We start from the raw sequence: 25,878 nt of genomic DNA, 5'->3' as shown, positions 1-25,878 counted from the left end.
TAATCGCGTGATTTTACAAGAGAGATTCTTCAATGCGTTCAGAATGACAAAAATGTAAAAATATTTCATTTTATAAATATATTTCCTACCTTTGCAGGCTAAAATTTAGTTACAATTGAAGGCATTAAAACAATTTTCAATCCCGTTTACCGGCTTAAAATTGGGCAAACATCAATTCGAATTCGAAGTTGATAAAAGCTTTTTTGATGCATTTGAGTACTCTTTAGTAAAAAATGGAGCACTTAAAGTTGAGGTTGAATTAGATAAACAGGAAACAATGTTGATTTTGAATTTCCATATTTTGGGAACCATTCAATTGAATTGCGATAAATGTTTAGCTGAGTTTGCACAACCGATTGACATAACTGAAAGGCAAATTGTAAAGTTTGCAGAAGACGATTTAGAAAGTGATGATTTAGAGATCATCATGCTAAACAAAAAGGAAAGTGCGCTTGATGTTTCGGAAATAATTTACGAATTAATCAATGTTTCAGTTCCTTATATAAATACTTGCCAGCAAGTTGGCCAAACTGTAAAATGCGACCCAGAAATGATAGCAACCTTAGAGAAATTGGCAAGTGGATCGGCAGAACAAGAAGAAGAACAAAATGACGACCCTCGTTGGGCGGCATTAAAAAAATTAAAATAATAATTAAACAAGACAATGGCACATCCAAAACGCAAGATTTCTAAACAAAGAAGAGATAAAAGAAGAACTCACTACAAAGCTGTGGCTCCTTCTTTGGCTACATGCCAAACTACTGGTGCTATACACGTTCCTCATACAGCTTACAATGTTGATGGTAACTTGTACTACAACGGTAAATTAGTTATAGAAAACACTTCAATAGGTTAATTTTCTGAAAAATTTTTGTGTTTTCCAGTGGTTTAAGTTTAACTTAGATTGTTGGAATTAATTAGCATTATGCTTACACACAAAAGATTTTTACTATGAAAATAGGTCTCGATATTATGGGCGGAGACTATGCTCCCAAAGCTAACGTTTTGGGGGCAATAGCAGCTCATCAATCCCTTACTCCCGATCAGCACTTGGTGCTTATTGGCGATACCCAGCAGATTAAACCGCTACTTTCAGAGAATGGATTCAATCCGGATCACTTTGAATATGTACATACTGATGAAGTAATTGGTATGGGTGAGCACCCAACAAAAGCCATTCTTCAAAAACCAAACTCAAGTATTGCAGTTGGCTTCCAATTATTAAAGGAAGGCAAAATTGATTCATTCGCTAGCGCAGGAAATTCTGGTGCTATGCTTGTTGGTGCTGTATTTAGCGTAAAAACAATCCCAGGAATTATTCGCCCATGTTTATCAACCATTGTTCCTAAATTAAAAGGAGGAACAGGATTGATGTTGGACGTTGGTGCCAATGCAGACTGTAAACCAGAGATTTTATTGCAATTTGGTGCTCTAGGAAGTATGTATGCTGAGCATATCATGCAAATAGAAAATCCGAAAGTTGCGTTAATGAATATTGGTGAAGAGGATGAAAAAGGGAATATACTTTCATTGGCTACTTTTCCTCTAATGAAAGAAAGCAACCTTTTTAATTTTGTAGGTAATGTAGAGGGAAGGGATTTATTTAATGATAAAGCTGATGTTATAGTTTGTGATGGTTTTACGGGAAATATAATGCTAAAATTAGCAGAATCGTTTTACGTATTAACCATTAAAAAAGGATTAAAAGATGAATTTTTTGATCGTTTTAATTACGAGAACTATGGCGGAAGTCCTGTTTTAGGTGTAAATGCTCCTGTGGTAATTGGCCACGGAATTTCTAGCCCTGAAGCTGTTAAGAATATGATTTTCCAATCTAGAGATATGATTTTAACTGGATTGGTTGGAAAAATACAAGCCGCATTCCAATAATTTAACATAGATAAAAATGAATAAAATTCACGCTGCCATTACCGCTGTTCATGGTTATGTCCCAGACTATATCTTAACGAACAAGGAAATGGAAACCTTTGTAGATACATCTGATGAATGGATAACATCTAGAACGGGTATTAAGGAGCGAAGAATATTAAAGGGTGAAGGTTTAGGCACCTCAGATATGGCTGTGCATGCTGTAAATGGTCTGCTTAAAAAGAGAGGAATCGATGCATCAGAAATTGAATTAATCATTTTCTGCACCACTACTCCAGATTTTACCTTCCCGGCAACCGCTAATGTATTAGCTGATAAAATTGGGGCAAAAAATGCTTGGGGTTACGATTTACAAGCAGCTTGTTCTGGCTTTCTATTCGGCTTATCTACAGGAGCCTCATTTATAGAATCGGGAAAACATAAAAAAGTATTAGTAGTTGGTGGCGATAAAATGTCGTCTATCATTAATTATAAAGACCGTACCACTTGTATCATTTTTGGTGATGGTTGTGGTTGCGTTTTATTAGAACCAAATGAAGAAGGATTAGGTGTTCAAGATTCTATCTTGAGATCTGATGGCTCTGGAAGAGATTTCTTAGGTATGAAAGCTGGGGGTTCTGTTAAGCCAGCAACTCACGAAAGTATTGATGCTAACGAACATTTTGCACATCAAGAAGGTCCAACCGTATTCAAATTTGCTGTAACAAATATGGCAGATGTAGCTGCAGAAATCATGGAACGCAATAGCTTAACTGCTGATGATGTGGCATGGTTGGTTCCTCATCAAGCTAACAAAAGAATTATTGACGCTACTGCTTCAAGAATGGGTGTAAATACCGATAAAGTTATGATTAACATTGAGCGTTACGGTAATACTACAAACGGAACTATCCCTCTTTGTTTATGGGAATGGGAAAGTAAACTTAAAAAAGGCGATAATTTAGTTTTAGCCGCATTTGGCGGAGGTTTTACTTGGGGTTCTGTATACTTGAAGTGGGCTTACGGCGAATAAATCTAATGCAAATGGTCAATGGTTAATAGTTAATGGTTTGGACGCTTAAGCTATCGTCCATCAACTATAGACTATCAACCAATTTCTTTCTAAAATAAAACAAAAAAACTATAACTTAGTTAATTCATTAAGACACCAATTTTTTAACATAACAACAAAAGAATGGATATCAAACAAATTCAGGAACTCATTAAATTTGTTTCTCGGTCAGGAGTAAATGAAGTTGCTATTGAGCAAGAAAACTTCAAGATTACAATTAAAACTAACCAAGCACCAGTTTATGTAAATGCAGCTTTACCAGCAGCAGCGGCTCCACAGCCAGTTGCTCCGGCAGCAGCACCAACAGTTGCAGTTGAAACTAAAGCACCAAGTGCTCCAGAAGTTGAAGATACTTCAAAATATATTACGGTAAAATCTCCAATGATTGGTACTTTCTATCGTTCTTCTAGTCCAGATAAACCATCATTTGCAAATGTTGGCGATGAGATTGGCGTAGGTAAAGTTGTTTGTATCATTGAGGCAATGAAATTATTCAATGAGATTGAAAGTGAAGTTTCAGGTCGTATTGTAAAAGTATTGGTAGAAAATGCATCTCCAGTAGAATACGATCAACCATTATTCTTAGTAGAACCTATTTAATTCATTAGCTCATCAGCTAATTAAAAAAAATTATGTTTAAAAAAATATTAATTGCCAACAGGGGCGAAATCGCTTTGCGAATTATACGTACCTGTAAAGAAATGGGCATAAAAACGGTTGCTGTTTACTCTACTGCAGATAGAGAGAGTTTACATGTTCGTTTTGCCGATGAGGCTGTTTGTATAGGTCCGCCCCCTAGTAAAGATTCTTATTTAAGTATTCCAAATATCATTTCAGCAGCTGAATTAACCAATGCCGATGCTATTCATCCTGGTTATGGTTTCCTTTCAGAAAATGCTAAATTTTCTTCTGTTTGTCGTGATTACGGAATTAAATTCATTGGTGCTACACCAGAGCAAATCAATGGTATGGGCGATAAAGCTTCTGCTAAAGAAACAATGAAAATTGCTGGCGTACCAACTATTCCAGGTTCTGAAGGTTTGTTAGAAAGCGTTAAAGAAGGCATTAAAATTGCCAACGGAATGGGTTATCCTGTTATTCTAAAAGCTACTGCCGGTGGTGGTGGTCGCGGAATGAGAATTGTTTGGAAAGATGAAGAGTTTGAAAATGCTTGGGACAGTGCTCGTCAAGAATCTGGCGCTGCTTTTGGTAATGATGGTCTTTATTTAGAAAAATATATCGAAGATCCACGTCACATTGAAATCCAAATCATTGGGGATCAATATGGAAAAGCTTGTCACTTATCAGAAAGAGATTGCTCTATCCAACGTCGTCACCAAAAATTGGTTGAAGAAGCTCCATCTCCATTCATGACACCTGAATTACGTGAAAAAATGGGTGAAGCTGCTATCAAAGGTGCTTTAGCTGTTAGTTACGAAGGTGCTGGAACTGTAGAGTTTTTGGTAGATAAACATCGTAATTTCTACTTTATGGAGATGAATACTCGTATTCAAGTAGAACACCCAGTTACTGAAGAGGTAATTAACTTCGATTTAATTAAGGAACAAATTAAGGTTGCTGCAGGTATTCCAATCTCTGGAAATAATTATGTGCCAAATATGCATGCAATTGAATGCCGTATCAATGCAGAAGATCCTGCCAACAACTTTAGACCATCTCCAGGAAGAATTACAAATTTCCATTCTCCAGGTGGTCATGGGGTAAGAGTTGATACACATGTTTATGCAGGTTATCAAATTCCATCTAATTACGATTCGATGATAGCAAAGCTGATTTGTGTGGCACAAACACGTGAAGAAGCAATTTGTACCATGGAGCGTGCTTTAAGTGAATTTGTTATTGAAGGAGTTAAAACAACGATTCCTTTTCATTTACAATTGATGAAAGATCCGAACTTTAGAGCTGGTAACTTTACTACCAAGTTCATGGAGACTTTCGAATTTTCAGCATAAATATGGACTTACTTATTCCTGAATACAGCCTAATCATTTTTCAGACATTAATCTTTATTTTAATCGTTGGATTAGCTTACTTATCCTTTAGATTAATTAAATATTTCTTAAGATTAGATAAAAGAAATAAGTAATATTTGACCAGACTATCTTATTTATCAGCAAAAAATAATCTTTTTTAAGATATTAACCGTAAATACCATTCTATATCAAACAGAATGGTATTTTTGTTTAACAAATAATTTCAATGAGCGATAATAAAGCAAAGGATCTAATCGATTCTATAAAAAATAAAGGAAAAAGTTTAGAGGCTGAAATGTCGTTTTTCGACCATATCGACGTTTTAAGGAAGCATTTATTAAGAGGCTTAGCCGTCGTAACCTTATTTACCTGTGTTGCTTTTTATTTTTCAGATTTTATTTGGAGCAAGATTATCATGGGTCCAAAAGACCCTACGTTTTGGACTTATAGAATGGGTTGTAAGATTGCAGCAATGATTCCATCCTTAGCTCAAGATTTCTGCATTACAAAAATAGACGCGAAGATTATTAATACAGAAATGTCGGGTCAGTTTACCTTGCAAATGACATCTTGTATCATGGCTGGCCTGATTTTAGGAATACCTTACCTTTTATTTGAGGTATGGCTTTTTATTAAACCTGCCTTGCTAGAGACAGAAAGAAAATCATCTCAAGGATTTGTATTCTTTGCATCGGTATTATTTTTATTAGGTGTTTTGTTTGGTTACTATTTTATAGCGCCTTGGTCTATCAACTTCTTGATTAATTTTACGGTAGATCCTGGAATTGAAAATACATTTACTATTGATTCTTATCTCTCAACAGTATTAACCTTAACATTAGGAACTGGGATCATCTTTCAACTACCTGTTGTTATTTTTATTCTTTCGAAACTTGGAGTAATGACGCCGCAGTTCATGCGAAAAAATAGAAGATATGCAGCTATTTTAATTTTGGTAATTGCTGCTATTATTACACCAACAGCAGATCCATTTACCATGATGATTGTTGCCTTGCCTTTATTCTTATTGTATGAGTTGAGTATCATGATTTCATCGAACATTCAAAAGAAAAAATTAAAAGCAGAAGCGTTATTCTTTAAGAATTAATTCTTGTCATATTTACTTTGTCAACTTTCTTACCAATTAAAAAAAGTTGACAAAGTTCCAAATTCCAAGATTCTTCAGGTGCTACCGAGATAAAATCGGTACGGGTAAGAAAGACAAGCAATTTGGTTAATAACAAAAAATTTACGCATTTGCTGTATTATTCTACATAAATTTGAAAATGCCTTTAGAAGATAAATTAAAGATAGCAATCGGTGCAGATCACGCTGGTTTCGAATACAAAGAGATTTTAAAAGATTTCTTGGCGAACTATGAAATAAAAGACTTTGGGACACATACTGCTGACTCAGTAGACTACCCAGATTTTGCTCATCCTGTTGCTTCTGCAGTAGAAAGTGGCGAATTCCATTTTGGTATTTTAGTATGTGGAAGTGCAAATGGAGTAGCCATTACAGCAAATAAACATCAAAACATAAGAGCTGCTATTTGTTGGGAAAACGAATTAGCTGCATTATGCAGACAGCATAATAATGCAAACATCATCTGTATTCCTGCTAGATTTGTATCCACCAATGTGGCAAAAGAAATGACCACTACTTTTTTAACGACAGCATTTGAAGGTGGTAGACATCAAAACAGAGTAAATAAAATATCCTGCTAACAAAAATTATAAAACCCACTAGTGAGTAAACCGCACTAGTTAAAACAAACATTAATGAAAAAAATATTTTTATTCACCGGCTTTGCAGTAGCGCTTAGCTTGAGTGCTGCAGCTCAGAAGAATGCTGATGCAGTAAAATTCAGTGAAACCATCAATAAAAAGAGAGGTTACGATCACTTATCAATTTTAGCATCAGATGAGTATGAAGGTAGAGAAACTGGTAAAAAAGGTGCTTGGATGGCAGCTGAATACATCAAAAAACAATTTCAAAGTTTTGGCTTAAAAGGGCCTGTTAAAGACAGCGCAGATCCTTATTTTCAGAAACTAGGTTATGCTTCTTTGAGTTTGTCTAAATCAGTATTATCAATTAATGGTCAAGCTAAAGAAAGTCTTAAGGATTATTATATTACTCCTGCTTCTGTAAGCTCAACTGGTTATGACATCAAAGCAACTTCGGTTTTATTTGCTGGTTACGGCTTAAATAAAGAAGGATTTAATGAATACGAAGGACAAGATGTTGCTGGTAAAGTTGTAATGATTTTTGCAACTGGCGATCCAACTGCACCTGCTCAAGCTCCACAAACTGGTGGTCGTCGTGCAATGTCAAGCGTTGGTAGTCAACAAGCAAAAATTAAATACCTATTAGACAATAAAGCTGCAGGTGTTTTAGTGATTAACGCTAACGTTGATAACATGGATCCAAGGTTGAAAAACGCTTTGCAAAATGGAAATCCATACCTAAAAACTGCAGACAGAATTAAAAACATGTCATCAGCACAAGGCTTACCTGTTATTGTAATTGGAACAGCTGTTGCTAACCAATTATTAGCTACGGTTAATACCAATTTAGATGATATAAAAAAGAAAATCACTGAAAGTAAAAAACCAGCTACAGTTGCTATAAATATACCTGTTGCATTTAGCGCTAAAAGTGTTGAAACTGATGTTAGAGCAGAAAACGTTTTAGGTTTCTTAGAAGGTTCTGACCCAAAACTAAAAAATGAAATCCTGGTACTTACTAGTCACTATGACCATATTGGTTTGGTTTCAGATCCTAATGCAAAAGATAAAGTAAACAACGGTGCTGATGATGATGGTTCAGGAACAACTGGCGTATTATTAATGGCTGAAGCATTTGCTAAAGCGAAAAAAGCTGGTAAAGGTCCTAAAAGAAGTATTTTATTTATGACTGTAGTTGGCGAGGAAAAAGGTTTATTAGGTTCTGAATGGTATTCTGAGCACCCAGTTTTCCCAGTAGAAAATACAATTGCTGATTTAAATACAGATATGATTGGTCGTGTCGGTGAAGAATATCTAGGCAAACCAGATAGTGCAAACTACATCTACTCTGTTGGTTCATTTAAATTGAGTACTGAACTAGGTAAATTGAGTGAGCAAATAAACGAAACTTACACGAAAATGAAATTGGATTATAAATATGATGATCCAAAAGACACACAACAAATCTACTATCGTTCAGACCACTATAACTTTGCTAAATTAGGTATTCCTGTTATTTTCTATTATGATGGAATGTTAGAGCAAGATTACCACAGACCTGGCGATGAGGTTAGCAAAATCAATTTTGATTTGTTAGCAAAACGTGCGCACTTAACTTTTTACACTGCTTGGGAATTGGCTAACAGAGCTAATAGACCAGTAGTTGATAAAAACGCAGACGGTACGCCTAAAACAAAATAGGTTCATCTAAAATATCAAATCCCGATAGTCAAAAGCTATCGGGATTTTTTTTGTCTATTCCCTTTACATTTTACATCTTCCCTTTTACATTTTCTAGTATCTTTGAATATGATGAATATTGCTGAGGAATTTTTGGAAAAAGCTGATGAAAAGGCGTTTGATTTACCGCATCGTAAAACTATAAACCATAACATTGGGAAATATAATGTAGCGGTTGAAAGGGGTTTATCAAAATTCGAAAATCTAGAAGCATCAAAGAAAAAGGCACACGTTATCAAATGGCGTGTAATGGAAAACCTAGACAAGTTTTTACCTGAATTTGAATCTAACTTTCAGAAACGTGGAGGAAAGGTAATTTGGGCAAATGATGTGGAAGAAGCTCAAAGAGAAATTCTGAATATCATCCAAAAAAATGGCGGCAAAAGTGTCATCAAATCTAAATCTATGACTACAGAAGAAATTCATATCAATGAGTTTCTAGAACAGCATGGGATTGAGTCTTTAGAGAGCGATTTAGGCGAATACATTGTGCAATTGTTAGGTCAAAAACCTTATCACATTGTAACGCCAGCTATGCATTTAAGCAAGGAAGAAATTGCACAATTGTTTCATGAAAAATTTGGAACACCGATAGATGCTACACCACCACAATTAGTTCAAAAAGCGAGAGAGCTACTAAGAGAGAAATACCTGCAAGCCGACATTGGTATATCTGGAGGGAATTTTTTGATTGCAGACACTGGAAGTATCGCCTTAACGGAAAATGAAGGCAACGCTCGTTTATGCACTACTTTTCCTAAAATTCATATCGCCATTGTTGGCATTGAAAAGGTAATTCCATCCATTGCAGATTTAGATCTATTTTGGCCACTATTAGCAAGCCATGGAACTGGTCAGAACTTAACGGTTTATAATAGCATTTTAACAGGTCCGAGGCAAGCAAATGAAACTGATGGGCCAGAAGAAATGTATGTTATCCTTTTAGATAATGGCAGAACTAATCTATTAGCTCAGAAAGAACAAAGACAAGCACTTTATTGCATTCGTTGTGGAGCTTGTTTAAATGCTTGTCCTGTTTATAAAAATATAGGCGGTCATACTTATAATACAACTTATAGCGGTCCGATTGGCTCGATCATCACTCCCCATTTTAAAGGGATGAAAGACTTTAAACATTTAAGTTATGCTTCTAGTCTCTGCGGAAAATGTTCTGAAGTTTGCCCAGTTAAAATCGATATCCATAAAATGTTGCTCTTAAATAGAAGAGACGCTGCCACTGAGCATATCAATACCAAAAAAGAAGATATTGGTTGGAGCCTGTGGAAAAAAGGAATGAAAAAACGTTCGCTAATGGACTTTGTTGGCGGTAAGATGAAAAATTTCTTCCTTAAACAATTCTTTAAAAAGAGCTGGGGAAAATATCGTGATATGCCAGAAATAGCTGAGAAATCTTTCTCTAAGCAATGGGAAGAATCTAAAAAAGTCCAGAGTCCTGAGTCGTAAGTCAGGAATCTTGAGTAAACATTCAAGTTTTGAGTTGGGAGTTTTGAGTTGAGAAAATCCCTAAATTAAAACGAAACACTAATATTAACCAAATATGCAGTTCGACAGGAAAGATAAAGATGATGCAAGCCTTTTAGCGCTTTACAAAATATTACTTTATCCAAGGATGGTAGAAGAAAAAATGCTCATTCTTTTGCGTCAAGGTCGAATTGGCAAATGGTTTTCTGGAATTGGGCAAGAAGCCATCGCCGTTGGCAGTACTTTGGCCATGCAGGGCGATGAATATATCTTGCCGATGCACCGCAACCTGGGTGTGTTTACCAGTAGAAATATTCCGCTTAAAAAACTGATGGCGCAATGGCAAGGTAAAATATCTGGCTTTACTAAAGGCCGTGATCGTTCTTTCCATTTTGGCACGCAAGATTATAAAATCATTGGAATGATTTCCCATTTAGGTCCGCAAATGGCGTTAGCCGATGGGATTGCATTGGCAGATTTAATAGCCAACAGAAAAAATGCAACTTTAGTTTTTACTGGAGAAGGTGCAACTAGCGAAGGAGATTTTCACGAAGCTATTAATGTGGCGTCAGTTTGGAATTTACCAGTTATCTTTTTAATTGAGAACAATGGTTACGGTTTATCAACTCCTATTAACGAGCAATTTAATTGCAAACATTTAGTAGATAGAGCAATTGGTTATGGTATCGAGGGAATTCAAATTGATGGCAATAATATTTTAGAAGTTTATGATAAGATTTCTGAAGTTGCCAAAAGCATCAGGGAAAATCCGAGACCAGTTTTAATAGAGTGTTTGACCTTTAGGATGCGAGGCCATGAAGAAGCTTCAGGTACCAAATACGTTCCTCAACATTTGTTTGATACTTGGGAACAAAAAGACCCTATTAAAAATTTCGAGAAATTCTTAATAGCTGAAAAGATTTTAAATGAAGATATAATTGCAAGCATAAAAAGTGGATTCAAATCTGACATTGAACAAGAAGTCGAAGCTGCTTTTATTGAGGAAGAACCAATAGCAAATAATACCACAGAGTTGGATGATATGTTTGCGTCTCACATCTATAAAGAAACTCTTCCGAGCGAAAATAAAACTGAGAAAAGATACCTAGATGCGATAACGGAAGGATTGCGAGAAGGAATGTTACGCTACGATAATTTAGTTATCATGGGACAAGATATTGCAGAATATGGTGGTGCATTTAAAATAACTGAAGGTTTTTTATCGGAGTTTGGCAAAGCTAGAGTTCGCAATACCCCAATCTGCGAATCTGCTATTGTTGGTGCTGGTTTAGGTCTTTCTATAAATGGTTATAAAGCTGTAGTGGAAATGCAATTTGCAGATTTTGTAACCTGTGGCTTTAATCAGATTGTGAATAATTTGGCAAAAACTCATTATCGTTGGGGAGAAAAAGCAGATGTTGTAGTTCGGATGCCAACGGGAGCTGGAACAGGTGCAGGTCCATTTCACTCACAAAGTAATGAAGCTTGGTTTACTAAAACTCCAGGCTTAAAAGTTGTTTATCCTGCTTTTCCTTATGATGCAAAAGGCTTGTTAATTGCAGCCATCGAAGACCCAAACCCTGTTATATATTTTGAACATAAATATTTATACCGCAGCTTAAGCGGGTTAGTTCCCGACGGCTATTATACCGTAGAAATTGGGAAAGCCAATGTGTTAAAACAAGGTGAACAATTAAGCATCATCACCTATGGTTTAGGTGTACATTGGGCTTTAGAATATCTAAATAATCATCCCGAAATTTCTGCCACATTGGTGGATTTAGTAAGCTTACAACCTTGGGATAAAGAAGCCGTTGCAAATGCCATTAAAGCGACTGGAAGGGTAATCATTTTACACGAAGACACTTTAAGCTCTGGCTTTGGCGCCGAACTATCTGCTTGGATTTCAGAAAATTGTTTTGAATACTTGGATGCCCCTGTTATGCGTTGTGCCAGTTTAGATACAGCCATACCAATGAGTAAAGTACTGGAAGATAGTTTTTTAGCGAAAAGCAGGTTGGGAGAAAAAGTAAGCAAATTATTGGGGTATTAGGTTTCGTCATTGCGAGCTTCTGTTTTTCACAGAGCGAAGCAATCTGCTTGGAGCTTAGGGCTTGAAATCAAAAGCAATTCAATTTCAAACTACCTTCCCCCATCCAGCATCTTGGTCATATTCCTTATAAATCTTTGCAGAAGAGAACTTTCTCTTGTTATGATTTCGGCATCAGCCATCATCCCTGTTTTTAGCACGATGGGATGTGTGCTGTCTTTCTGCTCGAAATTGGTAAAATCTATCTTTGCCACAAATACGCTATCCTTTAGGGCAGCATCTGTAATGTAACTGATCTTTCCATTTATGATGCCATATTCCTCAAATGGAAAGCTTCGCATCTTAATTAAGGTTCGTTGACCCAAGCTTACCTTTCCCATATTATATTGAGGTATTTGAACTTCTCCAAAAAAATTAGTGTTGCCAGGGTTAACGATGAAGAGCTCTTGATTAAGGTTTACATTTTGGTTTTCTTGCAAAATACCCGCATAACCAACACGACCAGCCAAGGGCGACAAGACCACATATTTCATGATCCAGCCATCTGTTTCATTCATCATCGTACTTAATGCCTGCCTAAATTTAGATTGTTGTTCCTTTATGGTATTGTTTAAAGTAGCCACCTCTTTTTCCTTTGCCAAATAAGCCGAATTATTATTGAGTAAGGCAGTTGCAGATTGTTGCAATGGGTATTTACTGGAAAGGTATTTATTCTCTTGCTGTTTAAATTCGCTATTTGAAATAACGTTCTTGCTCTTCAATTTTTGATAGGCCTTATATTCCTCTTCTGCATTGGCATATTCTTGTTGCTGTATTTTTTGCTGTTGATTGATTTGCTTTTGCAGCTTCCGTATCTCCAATAAATCGTTCTCTAAATAGGTTTTCTGTGTTAAATAAAAACCTCCATTTTGAGTATTGATAAACGCCAAGTATTCTTGGTAAAAGGATTGATAACTATTCTGCAACTCGCCTAAATTTAAACCTTTAGTCTCAAGGTCTTTAGCTGTTATTGCTTGTGCGTCATTCAGCTTATCCTGTAATGATTTTAATTTTTCAGAAAAGCTGAGCACATCGGTATGTATGGCCGTACTTTCTATAAAAGCCAATGCTTGTTTATCCTTAACCATTTCATTATCCTTAACCAATATTTCAACCAGCTTACCAGCTTGGTGGGCAATAACCCCCTTAGGCGAATTCAAGGAATTTACTTTCAATGATGTCTTAACTATATCTGGGTAACGAATAAAAGCCGATAATGCAATAATCATAACCAATATCAAAAAAATTAGTGCAATACCTCTTCTCAATATCCAAGACGGTACTGCGGTAATGATTTCATTAACTTCTTCGCTACTCTGATATATTAATTCTTGTTCTATTGGCATAATTTATTTTTTTTTAAACTTTGCACTCTCTTCCCTTTGGGAAGGGTTGGGGATGGGCTCCTTATTCCCCCAACTCTAATTGATTTTTAACTAATTGATAATATTCTCCTTTACTCTTTGTTAATTCGGCATGCGTTCCTTGCTCTATAATCACACCCTTGTCAAGTACAACAATATTGTCTGCATTTTTTACGGTACTTAACCTATGCGCCACCACCACTACGGTTTTACCTTTAAAAAATTCTTCTAGGTTTTGCATGATGATGCTTTCGTTATTAGCATCGAGCGAGTTAGTGGCTTCATCAAAAAAGATGTATTCTGGATTTTTATAAACTGCCCTAGCTATTAAGATGCGTTGCTTTTGCCCTGCACTAATTCCGTTACCTTCTGCACCAATCTTGGTATTTAAGCCCAAAGGTAGACCTTCAATTAAATCGTTAATATTGGCCATTTTTATGGCATGTTGTAATTTATCCGAATTAGGGTAATCATCTGCCACTGCAATATTTTTTGCAATGGTATCAGAAAAGATAAAACCATCTTGCATAACCGTACCACATTTGCCTCGCCAATACCTATAACTTATTTGATCTAAATTAGTTACACCAACTTTTAATTCCCCTTTTTGTGGCGTATAAAACCTTAACAATAGTTTTAAGATAGTGGTTTTGCCGCTCCCGCTCATACCTACAATGGCAGTCGTTTTTCCTTCTGGGATATTTAAATTGATGCCTTTAAGCACAAGCTCGTTACCTGCGCCTGGGTAGGTAAAGCTTAAATTGTTAATGCTAATGGTTTTGTTATTGGGCAACTCCTTTAAGAACACTTTGTCCAATGGTTCTTCATCTTCCATTTGGTGTATTTCATTTAAACGCTCTAAGCTAATTTTGGCATCTTGCAATTGTTGGATAAAGCCTAATAGTTGTTCAATTGGACTATTTACCTGACCAACAATGTATTGTATAGCCATCATTCCGCCCAAGGTTAAATTTCCATCAATAACAGATTTTGCCACCAAAAACGTAATGATGATATTTTTACCCTCATTAATAAAAAAAGCACCTGCTTGTTGTATTTGCCCCAGCGAAAGGCTTTTAATACTAAACCTGAACAAACCAGCTTGCAGGTGTTCCCATTCCCAGCGTTTTTGTTGTTCGCAATTGTTCAGTTTAATTTCTTGCATCCCATTGATGAGTTGCACCATACTACTCTGGTTTTTAGCAGAAATATCAAAACGTTTAAAATCTAACTCCCTGCGCCTTTTTAAAAATGCAATTACCCAGAGGGAATACAAAACACTGCTTACCAAAAAAATGAAAAAGATATTTACATTAAAATAGGCCAATACGCCTGTAAACACCACCAAATTAAACATAGAAAAAATGGTGTTTAAAGTTGTACCCGTCAAGAAACTTTCTATTCGTTTTTGGTCGTTCATCCGCTGCATGATATCTCCTGTCATTTTGGTATCGAAGAAACTCATAGGTAGCTTCATTAACTTAATGAGGAAATCTGTAAGAATGGAAATGTTAATTCTAGTGCTAATGTGCAATAAAATCCAAGACCTGATGAAATCTACACTCATCCGGCCCAAAAAGAGCATAGTTTGTGCAATGAGGATGATGTAAATAAAATTAAGGTTGCGGGTATTGATACCTATATCTACAATTGATTGGGTAAGGAAAGGAACAATTAACTGCAATAAACTACCTACGCCTAAACCCACAAATAATTGAATAACCAATTGTTTATAACGGTACAAATAGCGTAACAGATAACTAAAATCTAAGCCTGCTGTTTTATCTCCCTCCTGCTCGTAAAATGCTGGTGTTGGGCTAAGTATTAATGCTATACCATAATTGTTATCGCTTAACCAATGTTTCAAAAACTCTGCCTCAGTATATTTAATTAAACCTTTTGCAGGATCTGCGATATACCAATAGGCACCTTTACGTCCCCTTCCCTTTGGGAAAGGTTGGGGATGGGCTATGACAAAATGGTTTTGCCCCCAGTGCAAAATGGCTGGCAATTCTGTTTGTTGCAATTGTTGTAAGGTTAACTTGCAACTCATTGTTCTAAAACCAATCTTTTCTGCAGCTTCACTAATACCTAAAAGTGAAACGCCTTCCCTATTAATGCCAGCAATTTCCCTTAGCCGTTGCAGACTGAAATTTTTACCATAATATTTAGCTACCATACGTAAGCATATAGGGCCACAATCCATTTGGTCTGGTTGTTTATAGAAGGGGAATTTTTTCAAGGGTAAAAGTTTGTATAGATTATTGCTTAACAGCTCTAACAGTTCAGTCTATGTTCTGCATATAATTCAATAGTTAGTGGCCCAATAGCCATTGTTTGGTGACTGATGAATAGCTAATCAACAGTTAAAAGGCAATAAATAATTACATTATTTATCTAATAATTGCTTAATCAGGTCTAAATCTGTAATGTTTCTTGAGATAATTTTCCCTTTGTCATCTACTAAGATATTTGCAGGAATGGCATTTATTTTATAATTTTTTGGTATAACTGATAAATGTCCTTTACCATCAGAAATATTAAGCCATGGATAATTTTCTGCTAAACTTGCTTTTTTCCAACTAGCCATATCCTCATCTAGCGAAACTAAAACAACATTAAAATTTTTAGATTTATTCAAATAATAAAATGAATACAATTCTTTAAGAGATTCTTTACAAGGGGCACACCAACTAGCCCAAAACTCAACTAATGTTAATTTATTGTTGCTTTTTTTGAAGTATTCTTCATTCAGTAATATTTTATCTCCTGATAAAGTATTGCCTAGAATTGGAATTAAATCCTGATTTGATATTTCGGTTTGTTTTTCAGGTTTTAAATTTCTCACATATCCGTCTATACTTTCTTTCAATGCGATGCCATAACTGGTACTCTTAATTTCGTCAGTTAAGTTTTCATAGATTTTTTGTTCTTCTAGATCATAATCAAAATTTTTTGTCAAAATATAAGCAGAAATGATATTATCCGGGTTTTTGCTGGCAATACTTTTTCTGAGATTACGAATATCAATCTTGAAATGGTCAACCAGTTTTAAAGCACTATCAGCTAATATTGATTCATTAGCTGCTATGAATTTTTTATGTAACACAATTCTATCATCTTTTAATTTGTTTAAACTATCTAAACCCTCAAAGAAATATCTTAACAAATGATCAGATATTGAATTGCTAGTTATATTGAACTTCTTATTTGACATATCCAAAGTTATCTCATACTTAGCATGGGGGTCAATAACAATTTTATAAGAAAGAAATTGAGAACCAAACTCTAAACTTAACATAGCAACTTCTGATTCTCCAATAGTATCTTTAAACCTTGCTTGCTTGTTTTCAATAGTGGCGTTATATATATGTTTTACTTCTTGTCCAACAGTCCTGTTAAATGTTTTTAAAACCCAATTACTATTATCTAATATTTTGTTCTCAGGATCAATAATTTTTATATTAATCTCAAAAATTTGAGCGTATAAAATTTTGGGAAGAAATATGATGAGAAAGGCAAAAATTAATTTCATTATCTTTTTTTAATTGGTGGCTTTTAATAATAAAAAGCCACCAAATGTAAATTCATTTTTAAACGCCACATTCTACTGATACGCAGAATATATCATGTGCACAAAAATCTTGTGCAAATAATTCTGCAGTCGAATAAGGAGCACCACTAGGAACTGTTACACTTCCACTTTCAGAAGTGCCATTTGTAAAATAATAAGTACATGGTACACTGATAGCACCACTGCCATTTTCCACCAAACCACCCATTACATTTTTCATTTCGGCTCTGCTAAGTTGGGTTGCACCTGCAAAAGCATTTGGATTTAATTTTAACGTTTTCATAGATTTGTTTTTTTAATTGTTATGCCTCCCTCTTTCGCAGGGGCGGCTTAATGCGCCACCAATTTAACCTTGGTGGTAGGTTTAAAGCTAACATCCGTTAGCTTGGAGGCGGCTTCGCTTGCAATCGGGCTGCCTCTTTACCCCTAATACTTTCTTCAAAAAGTATTTTGTTCGAACTTTGGGATTTCTTAACTCCCTTCTCTTTGGAGTAGGTTAGGAGCCTAACTGCATAACAGGTAGGATTTTTAATTTATCAAATATTTTAAGTCCAATTATTTCAAGCTTTAAAGAGGGTGTGGTAGGGGGATGTTATGTAGTTAACATCGTAATTTAGAATCTTGACTTTAAAAAAATACATAATCAACCTACAGGGTTCACCAGTTAAATGAAATCTAAAAACTATCTTTGAAAAATCTCATTGAGCTTTAGACTTAAATCTCTAACTTGTTCTACCCCTTCATAATAACTTAAAATAATTCCATTTTTATCAATCAAAACCAAGGTTGGCAAAAGATTTATTGCATATTTGTCTGCAATAGACATTGATCTGTTAAGGTTTCCATTCATATCTTTTTTGATATCGTTCAAAACATGGTGCCAAATTTGGGTTCCATCTTGAAATATTGCCTTTTTCCAGTCGTTTGGACTAAAATCATCTGCTATACTAATAATTTCTAAACCACTATTATGATATTTTTTAAATATCTCAATTAACGCAGGCGTGTTTTCTCTACATGGTTTACACCAACTTGCCCAAAAATCGAGTAAGACATATTTTCCTGTAAAATCTGAAAGATTTATTATCTTGTTTTTGAGATCAATTGACAAGAAACCTTTAGCTGGTTTTCCAGACATATTATTAATTCTTCTGTTGATGGTTTCGATTATTTTTATTCCAATAAAACTGTTTCTAACCCCATTACTTAATTTATTATATAAAAAACTAACTGTATCAATTGGCCAACCCTTGCTGTAAAGTCTTAATGCATAGCAGCTTACAAAAGATTCTGGATTGCTTATAATAAATTGTTTATAAATCTTCTCCATTTTAACAAAAAGATCGCTTCCTTTATCTTCGAGCTTCTTTATTTTATCATTTAGAAGTTCATATTCTAATTGAGTTTTCACACCACTTATCTTTAGGTTCTTAAATTCATTATATTTAAGCTCAACATCAATAATAGTAGGTTCAATATAAAAAATTACTGCATTTAAATCAGTATCAGAATTTGATTTCACAGCTCCCCTTAACGCAACTCTAGTTGGCTCTGTTATTTCTCCTGTGAAATAAAATTTTCCATTTTGTAATAGACAGGTATCACTTTTATTGGTATTAAGATTTTTTAGTATAATTTTACCATTTTCTTGTCCTAATACTTTGCCATTCAATATAAAAAAAGAGCTAGTTGATGTTTCTTGAGCCGCCACGCCGATTAAATTGCAGAAATAAAGGGTTAGAAAAAAAAATAATAATTTCATATTGATATTAATTTAATTTTCTTAATAACACAATAAAAATCCTTTTCCTTAAGATACATCCACCTCAAATCATCCATTTTAAAAAAAACTTGTCCATACATTAATCTTATTAGCTTGGCAATATATTTCCATTAATTACTGTCTAGCAAAATATATATCTAATTATTTTTTCATAGATTTCATTAACCAAAAAATATTATAACAAATCAATAAATTCTTTAAGTGGATCTGTTATAATATTTTATCTAATTTTAGTTTATTCCTTTACACATACATCATCCGAACAATCTAGACCAGGGCAACAGCCTTTAGGACCACAAGGATCCATTTTTTGTCCACAAGCTTCATCACTTAATGATATTTCTAAAGACCCTCCCATAACATTTTTCATTTCAGCTCTGCTCAGTTGGGTTGCACCTGCAAAAGCATTTGGGTTTAATTTTAAAGTTTTCATAAAATTGTTTTTATTTAAATTTTTTTGTGCCACCCTTTTTGCGCTGGGTAGCTTAATGCGGCACCAATTAACCTTGGGGCAGGTTTTAAAGCTAACATCCATTAGCTTGGAGGCGGCTTCGCTTGCAATCGGGCTGCCTCTTTCCCCTAATACTTTCTTCAAAAAGTATTTTGTTCGAACTTTGGGTTTTCTTAACTCCCTTGGAGGTATAGGCTTTAGTTTATCAAAAATTTTAAGTCGGCAATTTGGTAAGGTTCGGGCAGCTTGTAACCATTTATAAGTATAGTTGGAGTTACAGTAATTTCAGCTAAATCGCACCATTGTTTTTGTCTTTTTGATATATTGTTAACTTGTTCATTTATTTCTACATGATAATCTCTTGCCCAAACATCATATTTTTTTTCTCGTAAGGCATACCAATCATTTAAAGCTTTTTCTACCAAGGTTGCATTATTTGTTAAATTTAATGCAGCTATGTGGCGTGCTATTTTTGTTTTTTCATCATTATCATGGTCAGCAGTAGCAAACACAATTTTCAGCCGAATATCATCTCTATTATCTAACAATTTTTCTAAAGTCTCGTGGGCTTTGGCGCAAGGACCGCAAAATGGATTGCTTACCATAGTAATAATAGTTTCGGCAATTGGATTACCTAAAACGGTTGGCATTAAATCATCAGGCACGGCATACCTAGCTTGGCTAGTTAAAGCCTGATTAAACAATTGAGAATTATATTTAAACTTATTTAATTGGTTTTTAAGCACTCTATATTCGCTAGCTTTTAATAATATTGGCTTTAATATATACCAGATTAATACTGGAGCAATAAAATATAAAGACAATAGGTAAAGGGATGGAATTATGAAAGCTTGAGGATTTAATGCAAAAAAGCCAAAACCCAAAAATAGAGTGAGGATTTCTAACCATAAAACAACCTGTACCGTGCAACATAACACGCACCAATTTTTATGGATGTATTGATAGTGGATAGACCAAAGCGTATATGGCAAACAAAGTATATTAAGCCAAAACAACAAACTTAAAGACGATGGCAAAAAGAGCAATGATAAAAAACTACCAGCAAAATAGAAAAAACCTACTTCGCTCCAACTTAACCAAGAAGTTACTTTAGCTGCTTCTGATTTTAAAATGGCATTGCAGTTATTCTTTTTGCCTAAGCTGCATAAATTTTGCACCAAAGGATTGTTAGCATCTATGCTATAAGTTAGCAATAAAATAGAAGAAGCTAAACCAACTATTTTAAGGAGTAATATAAGATAATATCCCCAATTATAGATATTTAAATTGAAACCCGTTAAAATGGCAATCAAAATAATTGTTACAAGCATCGGGACTTTTAATTGCTGTAAATTATTTTGTATCTGTTTAAGCTGATAATTCTTTTCTCCACTGTCTGTGTCAGCTTCAGCATATAATAAACTACCACTCCAACTTTTTAAAAATTGATTTTCTGCTATTTTTTGGTCTTTCTTTTTTTCATCACTAATAAATACTTCGCCATTTTCTATATTATGTACTAACACAAATGTGCCTCCATTTGCTTTACTATGTGCAATAAATGGGAATAAACAATTTTGTAGATGGAAATTTTCTTTAGACCAATTTAATATGGTATGTGGCACATTAAATTCAGTCAAAATATTTCCAACAGCCAATATGCTTGGAAAACTGGGATGATTTTCGATTTTGTCTGTTAATGTACCTTGACTAACCTTAACACCCAACACTTTTAAAAGCATACCTGTTACTGCTACTGCATTAGCTTTTTTTGTTGTAAATAACCTTGCCATGATCAAAAATTAAAATAGATTAAAACCTTTAATTTTTGTGCTTGCCAAACTACAAGTTCGGCATATTTTATGCAGGGAGGGGTATTAAATTTTTGTGTTTTCATTGCTATAAAATTATCCCATCTTTAATTTTTAGTTGTTGTAACACGTAATAACTAAATAATTAGTTTAAAGCTAGACAGTTTATTTTAATTTTTTTGTGATTTGTTTTCACATTTTGTGATTTATAATCACAAGCTATAAATGCATTAAATTAATTTGTATTTTGACGCCAATCTCCCGGTTAAAAACATACTACTTTATGAAAATTGGTTTTATATTAAAAGAGCTACGCTCTTTAAAGGGAGTTTCACAGCAAAAAATTGCTGATTTATTAAACATTGAGCGAAGTACCTATTGCAAATGGGAAACAGATACGATTGTGGTTAACGTTAATAGGCTGCAAGATATAGCAACAATATACGGTCTAGACCTAGAATATATGGGCAGGTGCATAGAAGCACAAAGAATAATTTCTAAAAACGACGTTACGAGATTTATACAAATGGCTGAAGAAAAGGTTAAAAACATATAACCCTTGGCACGATAATAGCCTTATCATAAATAAGATACATCGAGTCTGTTTAAAATTTATCTAATAATTTGTTTATGCTTCTTTTCGGCTGCAACTTCGTTTTGTTTTTTTGAGGTAGAAGCGCCGCTATCTCTGCAAAAACAAGCCTTGTTTCGCTCAAAAATAAGTTATAAACATTTTCATAACATAAATTTAAACAAACTCATATTTATGAAAGCGCTATGAAATTGTACACTATTCTAATCCTCCTTGCTGTTTTTAGCACAATTACTGGTTGTAATAAATTCAAGTCCGATCATCCACAAGCAGAAATTACCGACCAATATACTACAGACCTAACTGCTAATTCAATTCTACACTACGCAGATTCGATAAATAAAAACCTAAACCGCTACACCAAAGCCACTAGTCTGGTTTATATGCTTGGCGATTTATCATTCTATGTAGAAAAATATAGCGAAGCTGATCAGCCCATTTTATTAATTGAACACGCCTTTAATGGCGGGGTAAGCAATAGCCTCAAGAAATATTATTTTAGAAACGACAGCTTGATTTTAGAAGAAGAAAAAAATCAATTGGCTAATGATGATGGCTCTATATTTAAGGATTCAAGAACATTTTTAAGAAGTAATACCATATTTAAGGTAGAAAACAGAACAGCTTCGGTGGGTGGCGAAATTAAATCTTTACCTTTTTTAGATGTTCCGTTAAGTGTTAATAAAACCGCTGATAAAACCTTATTAGACAATGTGAAAACATTAAATGATGTAATTAACAGGGTTGATAGATTTGATGTTGTTTTTGAAAGCATTACCACTTTCCCAGATTCGAGATATATTGTTTTAAGAAGTAAGATTCAGAATAGCTATACGGCCAGTATTCTAGTGCAAGAGAAAGATGCATTTATTGATAGTCTATTAAATGATCCAATGACTTTTAAAGATCAGAAGTTAAACTTTACTTGGGCAATAAAAGATAAGGAAGCAGTCTATGTTCCAGTGGCCAATAACACTTCAGCAAGCGGGTTGAAAAGATAAATATTTCCATTGTCCAAACATTCGCATCTGTAACGTTTTCTTATCCGCTCTCCTTTCTTGAATTTCCTACCATCTTTTAAAGTAAATATAGCATGAATAGGAAGCTCCTCAACCCTGGTGGTTGACAAATGTGTGTCGTATTTTTTTAAGGCTCTTGCAAGCGTTAAATCTGTACAACTGGAAGCCGCTGGATTGTTTAAATAATTGGTAATGGTATGATGAATATCTGGTGGAAAAACCTGAATTTCAAAAAATGGTTTCATCATTCTTTTAAAATTTGTCTTCCATTCTGTGCCGTGAGGTTTCGCTTTATTTTTATGGTCGTTCCAAGTTAACAAATGTGCAAACTCGTGCACCGTGGTTACCAGAAAAGCATATTGATTTAAATCGTTATTAACGGAAATTTTATGGCCTTTATCTTTGAATGGGTGACGATAATCGCCAAGTTTAGTAGAACGATTTTTTGAAATTTTAAATTCACACTGAAAGTAATCAATCCATTTGGCAATGATAGGTGCCGCAGGTGCAGGCATATATTGTGCTAATACGTTAACCTTATCCATTTATTTTAAGAGAATTGAATGCAATTTTTAAAAATAAACAAAATTCAAAAATAGATTGTCATTTGATTGCGTTTTGTAGTTTATTTAGCCGCAGATTCGCAGATTAGGTTTTATGCATTATTGCATTAGGATACCCAATCGAGTTGGGTATGACGCACAATGCAAATACCTATAATAAAATGATGCGTTTTGTAATAATTGAGTTGAGGGGAATTGCAGTTTGTAAGCGTGAAGGATAGTAGCGGAAATACTTTTTTGCCTTAAAGGCGCAGCCTGGCAAAAAAGATTGAAGCGAAAAGCCTGACCCTTGCGTAGCTTGGGGCACGCCCAAATCAGTGAGCAGTTCCCAATTATCAGTTGGCAAATTGCTTGAAGGTATGATAGAAAACTATTTTAAGAATTGATAGGCAATCAGTGCCGCCACGTAAGCCATTGCTGTCATGTAAACCAATTGAATAACTGGCCATTTCCATGATTTGGTTTCTCTATAAACAACCGCAACCGTACTCATACATTGCATGGCAAAAGCATAAAAGAACATGATTGAAATACCTGTAGCAAAAGTATAAACAGGTAACCCAGTTTTGCTATTTATTGAAGCTAGCATGCGTTCGCGAATTGTTGTGGTATCCTCATCACCCCCATCTACACTGTAGATTGTTGCCATAGTACCTACAAAAGCTTCTCTTGCGGCAAATGACGTTATTAAGGCAATACCTATTTTCCAATCGTAACCCAATGGTCTAATTGCTGGTTCTATCCAATGACCAAGAATACCTACGTAAGAATTTTCTAGTTTTTCGCTATTAATTAGCACATTAATATGGTCAGTGTTTTTTGTGGTATCAGCCAAGGCTGATGCATATTTTTTATCTATGTTATCAAAACGGTCTCCAGGCCCAAAAGATGCCATTACCCATAACACGATAGAAATTGCAATGATTACCTTACCTGCTTCAAACACAAAAGTTTTTGATTTTTCATAAACAGTAAGGAACACATTTTTCCATCTTGGCATGCGATATACTGGCAATTCCATGATGAAATAAGATTTCTCTTTAGCTTTGATGATAAATTTCATCACCCAAGCAACTATTACTGCCGCCGCAATTCCAACTAAGTACATCGCCATTAGAGCCAATGCCTGTTTATTTATTATTCCAAAAACGGTTTCTGAAGGGATAATGATAGAAATGATTAAAATGTAAACTGGTAACCTTGCCGAACAACTTACTAATGGTGTAACCATAATTGTAATCATCCTATCCTTCCAGCTTTCTATATTTCTGGCTGCCATGATAGAAGGAACGGCACAGGCTAAACCACCAATCATAGGTACTACAGATTTGCCACTCAAGCCAACCTTACTCATCATTTTATCCATCATAAAAGTAACCCTAGACATATAGCCAGTATCTTCTAGGATAGAAATAAATGCAAACAAAATAGCAATTTGAGGCACAAATATAACAATACCACCTAAGCCAGCCACCACTCCATCTAATAATAAACTAGTCAATAAACCTGTTGGTAAATGTTGATGGCCAAATTCCGTAATCCATCCAAATGAGGCTTCAATCCAATCCATAGGATAGGTTGCCCATGAAAAGATAGCGTTAAAAATGACGAAAAGAATTAAAATAAATATGGCAAAACCCCAAACTTTATGAGTTAAAATAGAATCAAGTTTATCGGTTATTTTAAATTTCTTTTCTGCCCCAGTATCAAAAACAATATCTGTTAAAACTGTGCTTAAGTATCTATACCTAGCAACTGTTTCTGCTCCTTGTAGTTTAGCTGACTCAAATTGATGTGCTTTTTCAATTGCTTCAATCTCATCTTGTTCAGTTTCGGTAAAAAATGCCAAATGCTCATGTTGGTGTAGAACCTGTAAAGCATAGTAGTCATTCTCAGTTTTTATTTTTTCCTTTACTTCCGCAATAGCTTCTGGGGCAAATGGTTTTACATCTACTCCATTAATTTGTGTGCTTATTGCTGTAGTATGAGAAATTGCTTTTTTTAATACATCAAGACCGTCGTTTTTTCTCGCAGACATGGCAACAACCTGTATGCCCAAACGCTCTGAAAGTTTGTTAACGTTAACGTGTATGCCTTCCTTTCTTGCTAGGTCGGTCATATTTAGCACCAGCAACATAGGCAAACCCAAATCTGCAACTTGTGAGCATAATAAAAGATTACGACGAAGATTTGTCGCATCTACCACCATTACAATAACATCTGGGTAGCTTGAGTTATTTTTATCAGCTAAAACCTGAAATACAATACTTTCGTCTTTACTTTTTGGATATAAGCTATACGTTCCCGGCAAATCAATAATCTCAGCATTTTGGGTTGAGCTAAGTTTGCAATAGCCTACTTTTTTATCTACGGTTATTCCAGGAAAATTTCCAATTTTTTGGTTTAACCCAGTTAACAGATTAAAGAGGGTAGATTTTCCGGTATTTGGATTACCAACTAATGCAACTTTAATATCTGCCAATGTACTATTGAATTATAATTACCGATGCTTCGCTTTTGCGTAAACAAAGTTGATATCCCGCAACGCGGATAGCTATTGGATCGCCAAGTGGGGCAAAGCGTTCTACTTCTACAACTTCGCCCGGAAGGCAACCCATTTCCATTAACTTCACAGACATTTCTAAATCTGTAAATGCTACGATTGTACCTTGTTCTCCTGGGTTTAACTGCGAAAGTTTCATACTTTAAATATGGCGCAATTTACCCTTTATTTATATTAAATACAAA

General features: G+C 34.8%; 23 protein-coding genes. 13 read left to right on the top strand and 10 right to left on the bottom strand.

What is annotated here, in order from left to right; genetic code table 11:
- Window positions 1-115: 115 nt before the first annotated feature.
- From R2Q59_RS16825 to R2Q59_RS16775, 11 genes are all read left to right on the top strand, one after another.
- Window positions 116-649: a DUF177 domain-containing protein gene (locus R2Q59_RS16825; protein WP_316786380.1), complete on the top strand. Its 534-nt coding sequence runs from the start codon at window positions 116-118 to the stop codon at window positions 647-649.
- 15 nt (window positions 650-664) lie between these two features.
- On the top strand, window positions 665-856 hold the full coding sequence (gene rpmF, locus R2Q59_RS16820; protein WP_131552139.1) for a 50S ribosomal protein L32: 192 nt from the start codon (window positions 665-667) through the stop codon (window positions 854-856).
- Between the two features lie 95 nt (window positions 857-951).
- The gene (gene plsX, locus R2Q59_RS16815; protein WP_316786379.1) at window positions 952-1,890 is read left to right on the top strand and encodes a phosphate acyltransferase PlsX; all 939 of its coding nucleotides are present in this window, start codon (window positions 952-954) and stop codon (window positions 1,888-1,890) included.
- 16 nt (window positions 1,891-1,906) lie between these two features.
- Window positions 1,907-2,902 (top strand): beta-ketoacyl-ACP synthase III, encoded by a 996-nt coding sequence (locus R2Q59_RS16810; RefSeq protein ID WP_316786377.1) that lies wholly within the window; start codon window positions 1,907-1,909, stop codon window positions 2,900-2,902.
- Window positions 2,903-3,064: 162 nt separating this feature from the next.
- The gene (gene accB / locus R2Q59_RS16805; RefSeq protein ID WP_316786375.1) at window positions 3,065-3,541 is read left to right on the top strand and encodes an acetyl-CoA carboxylase biotin carboxyl carrier protein; all 477 of its coding nucleotides are present in this window, start codon (window positions 3,065-3,067) and stop codon (window positions 3,539-3,541) included.
- A gap of 32 nt (window positions 3,542-3,573) precedes the next feature.
- Window positions 3,574-4,914, top strand: coding sequence for an acetyl-CoA carboxylase biotin carboxylase subunit (gene accC / locus R2Q59_RS16800; RefSeq protein WP_316771128.1), 1,341 nt, complete (start codon window positions 3,574-3,576; stop codon window positions 4,912-4,914).
- Between the two features lie 247 nt (window positions 4,915-5,161).
- The gene (gene tatC, locus R2Q59_RS16795; protein WP_316786374.1) at window positions 5,162-6,043 is read left to right on the top strand and encodes a twin-arginine translocase subunit TatC; all 882 of its coding nucleotides are present in this window, start codon (window positions 5,162-5,164) and stop codon (window positions 6,041-6,043) included.
- A 178-nt stretch (window positions 6,044-6,221) separates the two neighbouring features.
- Window positions 6,222-6,662, top strand: coding sequence for a ribose 5-phosphate isomerase B (gene rpiB, locus R2Q59_RS16790; RefSeq protein ID WP_316786373.1), 441 nt, complete (start codon window positions 6,222-6,224; stop codon window positions 6,660-6,662).
- 54 nt (window positions 6,663-6,716) lie between these two features.
- The gene (locus R2Q59_RS16785; RefSeq protein ID WP_316786370.1) at window positions 6,717-8,363 is read left to right on the top strand and encodes a M28 family peptidase; all 1,647 of its coding nucleotides are present in this window, start codon (window positions 6,717-6,719) and stop codon (window positions 8,361-8,363) included.
- 108 nt (window positions 8,364-8,471) lie between these two features.
- Window positions 8,472-9,866 carry a LutB/LldF family L-lactate oxidation iron-sulfur protein gene (locus R2Q59_RS16780; RefSeq protein ID WP_316786369.1) on the top strand — a complete coding sequence of 465 codons (1,395 nt, stop codon included), beginning with the start codon at window positions 8,472-8,474 and terminating at the stop codon, window positions 9,864-9,866.
- A 94-nt stretch (window positions 9,867-9,960) separates the two neighbouring features.
- Entirely contained in the window at window positions 9,961-11,937 is a 1,977-nt protein-coding gene (locus tag R2Q59_RS16775; RefSeq protein ID WP_316786366.1) for a dehydrogenase E1 component subunit alpha/beta, read from the top strand.
- Between the two features lie 89 nt (window positions 11,938-12,026).
- On the opposite strand, the gene R2Q59_RS16770 is transcribed toward R2Q59_RS16775, so the two are convergent.
- The 7 genes from R2Q59_RS16770 to R2Q59_RS16740 form a co-directional block, all read right to left on the bottom strand.
- A complete protein-coding gene (locus R2Q59_RS16770) occupies window positions 12,027-13,319 on the bottom strand; it encodes a secretion protein HlyD (RefSeq protein WP_316786365.1) in 1,293 nt (430 codons plus the stop codon).
- A 61-nt stretch (window positions 13,320-13,380) separates the two neighbouring features.
- Window positions 13,381-15,579, bottom strand: coding sequence for a peptidase domain-containing ABC transporter (locus tag R2Q59_RS16765; protein WP_316786363.1), 2,199 nt, complete (start codon window positions 15,577-15,579; stop codon window positions 13,381-13,383).
- Window positions 15,580-15,726: 147 nt separating this feature from the next.
- The gene (locus tag R2Q59_RS16760; RefSeq protein WP_316786361.1) at window positions 15,727-16,872 is read right to left on the bottom strand and encodes a TlpA family protein disulfide reductase; all 1,146 of its coding nucleotides are present in this window, start codon (window positions 16,870-16,872) and stop codon (window positions 15,727-15,729) included.
- Window positions 16,873-16,930: 58 nt separating this feature from the next.
- Window positions 16,931-17,194, bottom strand: a complete 264-nt coding sequence (locus tag R2Q59_RS16755) for a hypothetical protein (protein ID WP_316786359.1) — start codon at window positions 17,192-17,194, stop codon at window positions 16,931-16,933.
- Window positions 17,195-17,593: 399 nt separating this feature from the next.
- Window positions 17,594-18,673, bottom strand: a complete 1,080-nt coding sequence (locus tag R2Q59_RS16750) for a TlpA disulfide reductase family protein (protein ID WP_316786357.1) — start codon at window positions 18,671-18,673, stop codon at window positions 17,594-17,596.
- 256 nt (window positions 18,674-18,929) lie between these two features.
- Complete coding sequence (locus R2Q59_RS16745) at window positions 18,930-19,289, bottom strand: hypothetical protein (RefSeq protein WP_316786355.1); 360 nt, start codon at window positions 19,287-19,289, stop codon at window positions 18,930-18,932.
- A 53-nt stretch (window positions 19,290-19,342) separates the two neighbouring features.
- Window positions 19,343-20,938: a cysteine peptidase family C39 domain-containing protein gene (locus R2Q59_RS16740; RefSeq protein ID WP_316786353.1), complete on the bottom strand. Its 1,596-nt coding sequence runs from the start codon at window positions 20,936-20,938 to the stop codon at window positions 19,343-19,345.
- 301 nt (window positions 20,939-21,239) lie between these two features.
- Between R2Q59_RS16740 and R2Q59_RS16735 the strand changes: the two genes are divergently transcribed.
- Both R2Q59_RS16735 and R2Q59_RS16730 read left to right on the top strand, forming a co-directional pair.
- Window positions 21,240-21,512: a helix-turn-helix transcriptional regulator gene (locus R2Q59_RS16735; RefSeq protein WP_316786351.1), complete on the top strand. Its 273-nt coding sequence runs from the start codon at window positions 21,240-21,242 to the stop codon at window positions 21,510-21,512.
- A 221-nt stretch (window positions 21,513-21,733) separates the two neighbouring features.
- Entirely contained in the window at window positions 21,734-22,549 is an 816-nt protein-coding gene (locus R2Q59_RS16730) for a hypothetical protein (RefSeq protein WP_316786349.1), read from the top strand.
- Here the strand turns inward: R2Q59_RS16730 and R2Q59_RS16725 are convergent.
- The 3 genes from R2Q59_RS16725 to R2Q59_RS16715 form a co-directional block, all read right to left on the bottom strand.
- Window positions 22,501-23,112 carry a SprT-like domain-containing protein gene (locus R2Q59_RS16725; RefSeq protein WP_316786347.1) on the bottom strand — a complete coding sequence of 204 codons (612 nt, stop codon included), beginning with the start codon at window positions 23,110-23,112 and terminating at the stop codon, window positions 22,501-22,503. The two genes, R2Q59_RS16730 and R2Q59_RS16725, sit on opposite strands and share 49 nt — an antisense overlap.
- Window positions 23,113-23,500: 388 nt before the next feature.
- A complete protein-coding gene (gene feoB, locus R2Q59_RS16720) occupies window positions 23,501-25,603 on the bottom strand; it encodes a ferrous iron transport protein B (RefSeq protein ID WP_410478287.1) in 2,103 nt (700 codons plus the stop codon).
- A gap of 13 nt (window positions 25,604-25,616) precedes the next feature.
- Complete coding sequence (locus R2Q59_RS16715; protein WP_131552127.1) at window positions 25,617-25,832, bottom strand: ferrous iron transport protein A; 216 nt, start codon at window positions 25,830-25,832, stop codon at window positions 25,617-25,619.
- Between the last annotated feature and the right edge of the window lie 46 nt (window positions 25,833-25,878).

Origin of the sequence: Pedobacter frigiditerrae (assembly GCF_032678705.1) — a bacterium.
Classification (GTDB): domain Bacteria; phylum Bacteroidota; class Bacteroidia; order Sphingobacteriales; family Sphingobacteriaceae; genus Pedobacter; species Pedobacter frigiditerrae_A.
The sequence above is the reverse complement of the archived record's forward strand: the minus strand, read 5'-3'. Positions and strand labels throughout refer to the sequence as shown.

Bases quoted from the DNA above. Each gene is read 5' to 3' on its own strand.
- rpmF (WP_131552139.1), top strand. From the start codon at position 665: ATGGCACATCCAAAACGCAAGATTTCTAAACAAAGAAGAGATAAAAGA.
- plsX (WP_316786379.1), top strand. From the start codon at position 952: ATGAAAATAGGTCTCGATATTATGGGCGGAGACTATGCTCCCAAAGCT.
- R2Q59_RS16810 (WP_316786377.1), top strand. From the start codon at position 1,907: ATGAATAAAATTCACGCTGCCATTACCGCTGTTCATGGTTATGTCCCA.
- accB (WP_316786375.1), top strand. From the start codon at position 3,065: ATGGATATCAAACAAATTCAGGAACTCATTAAATTTGTTTCTCGGTCA.
- accC (WP_316771128.1), top strand. From the start codon at position 3,574: ATGTTTAAAAAAATATTAATTGCCAACAGGGGCGAAATCGCTTTGCGA.
- tatC (WP_316786374.1), top strand. From the start codon at position 5,162: ATGAGCGATAATAAAGCAAAGGATCTAATCGATTCTATAAAAAATAAA.
- rpiB (WP_316786373.1), top strand. From the start codon at position 6,222: ATGCCTTTAGAAGATAAATTAAAGATAGCAATCGGTGCAGATCACGCT.
- R2Q59_RS16785 (WP_316786370.1), top strand. From the start codon at position 6,717: ATGAAAAAAATATTTTTATTCACCGGCTTTGCAGTAGCGCTTAGCTTG.
- R2Q59_RS16780 (WP_316786369.1), top strand. From the start codon at position 8,472: ATGATGAATATTGCTGAGGAATTTTTGGAAAAAGCTGATGAAAAGGCG.
- R2Q59_RS16775 (WP_316786366.1), top strand. From the start codon at position 9,961: ATGCAGTTCGACAGGAAAGATAAAGATGATGCAAGCCTTTTAGCGCTT.
- R2Q59_RS16770 (WP_316786365.1), bottom strand. From the start codon at position 13,319: ATGCCAATAGAACAAGAATTAATATATCAGAGTAGCGAAGAAGTTAAT.
- R2Q59_RS16760 (WP_316786361.1), bottom strand. From the start codon at position 16,872: ATGAAATTAATTTTTGCCTTTCTCATCATATTTCTTCCCAAAATTTTA.
- R2Q59_RS16755 (WP_316786359.1), bottom strand. From the start codon at position 17,194: ATGAAAACGTTAAAATTAAATCCAAATGCTTTTGCAGGTGCAACCCAA.
- R2Q59_RS16750 (WP_316786357.1), bottom strand. From the start codon at position 18,673: ATGAAATTATTATTTTTTTTTCTAACCCTTTATTTCTGCAATTTAATC.
- R2Q59_RS16740 (WP_316786353.1), bottom strand. From the start codon at position 20,938: ATGGCAAGGTTATTTACAACAAAAAAAGCTAATGCAGTAGCAGTAACA.
- R2Q59_RS16735 (WP_316786351.1), top strand. From the start codon at position 21,240: ATGAAAATTGGTTTTATATTAAAAGAGCTACGCTCTTTAAAGGGAGTT.
- R2Q59_RS16730 (WP_316786349.1), top strand. From the start codon at position 21,734: ATGAAATTGTACACTATTCTAATCCTCCTTGCTGTTTTTAGCACAATT.
- R2Q59_RS16725 (WP_316786347.1), bottom strand. From the start codon at position 23,112: ATGGATAAGGTTAACGTATTAGCACAATATATGCCTGCACCTGCGGCA.
- R2Q59_RS16715 (WP_131552127.1), bottom strand. From the start codon at position 25,832: ATGAAACTTTCGCAGTTAAACCCAGGAGAACAAGGTACAATCGTAGCA.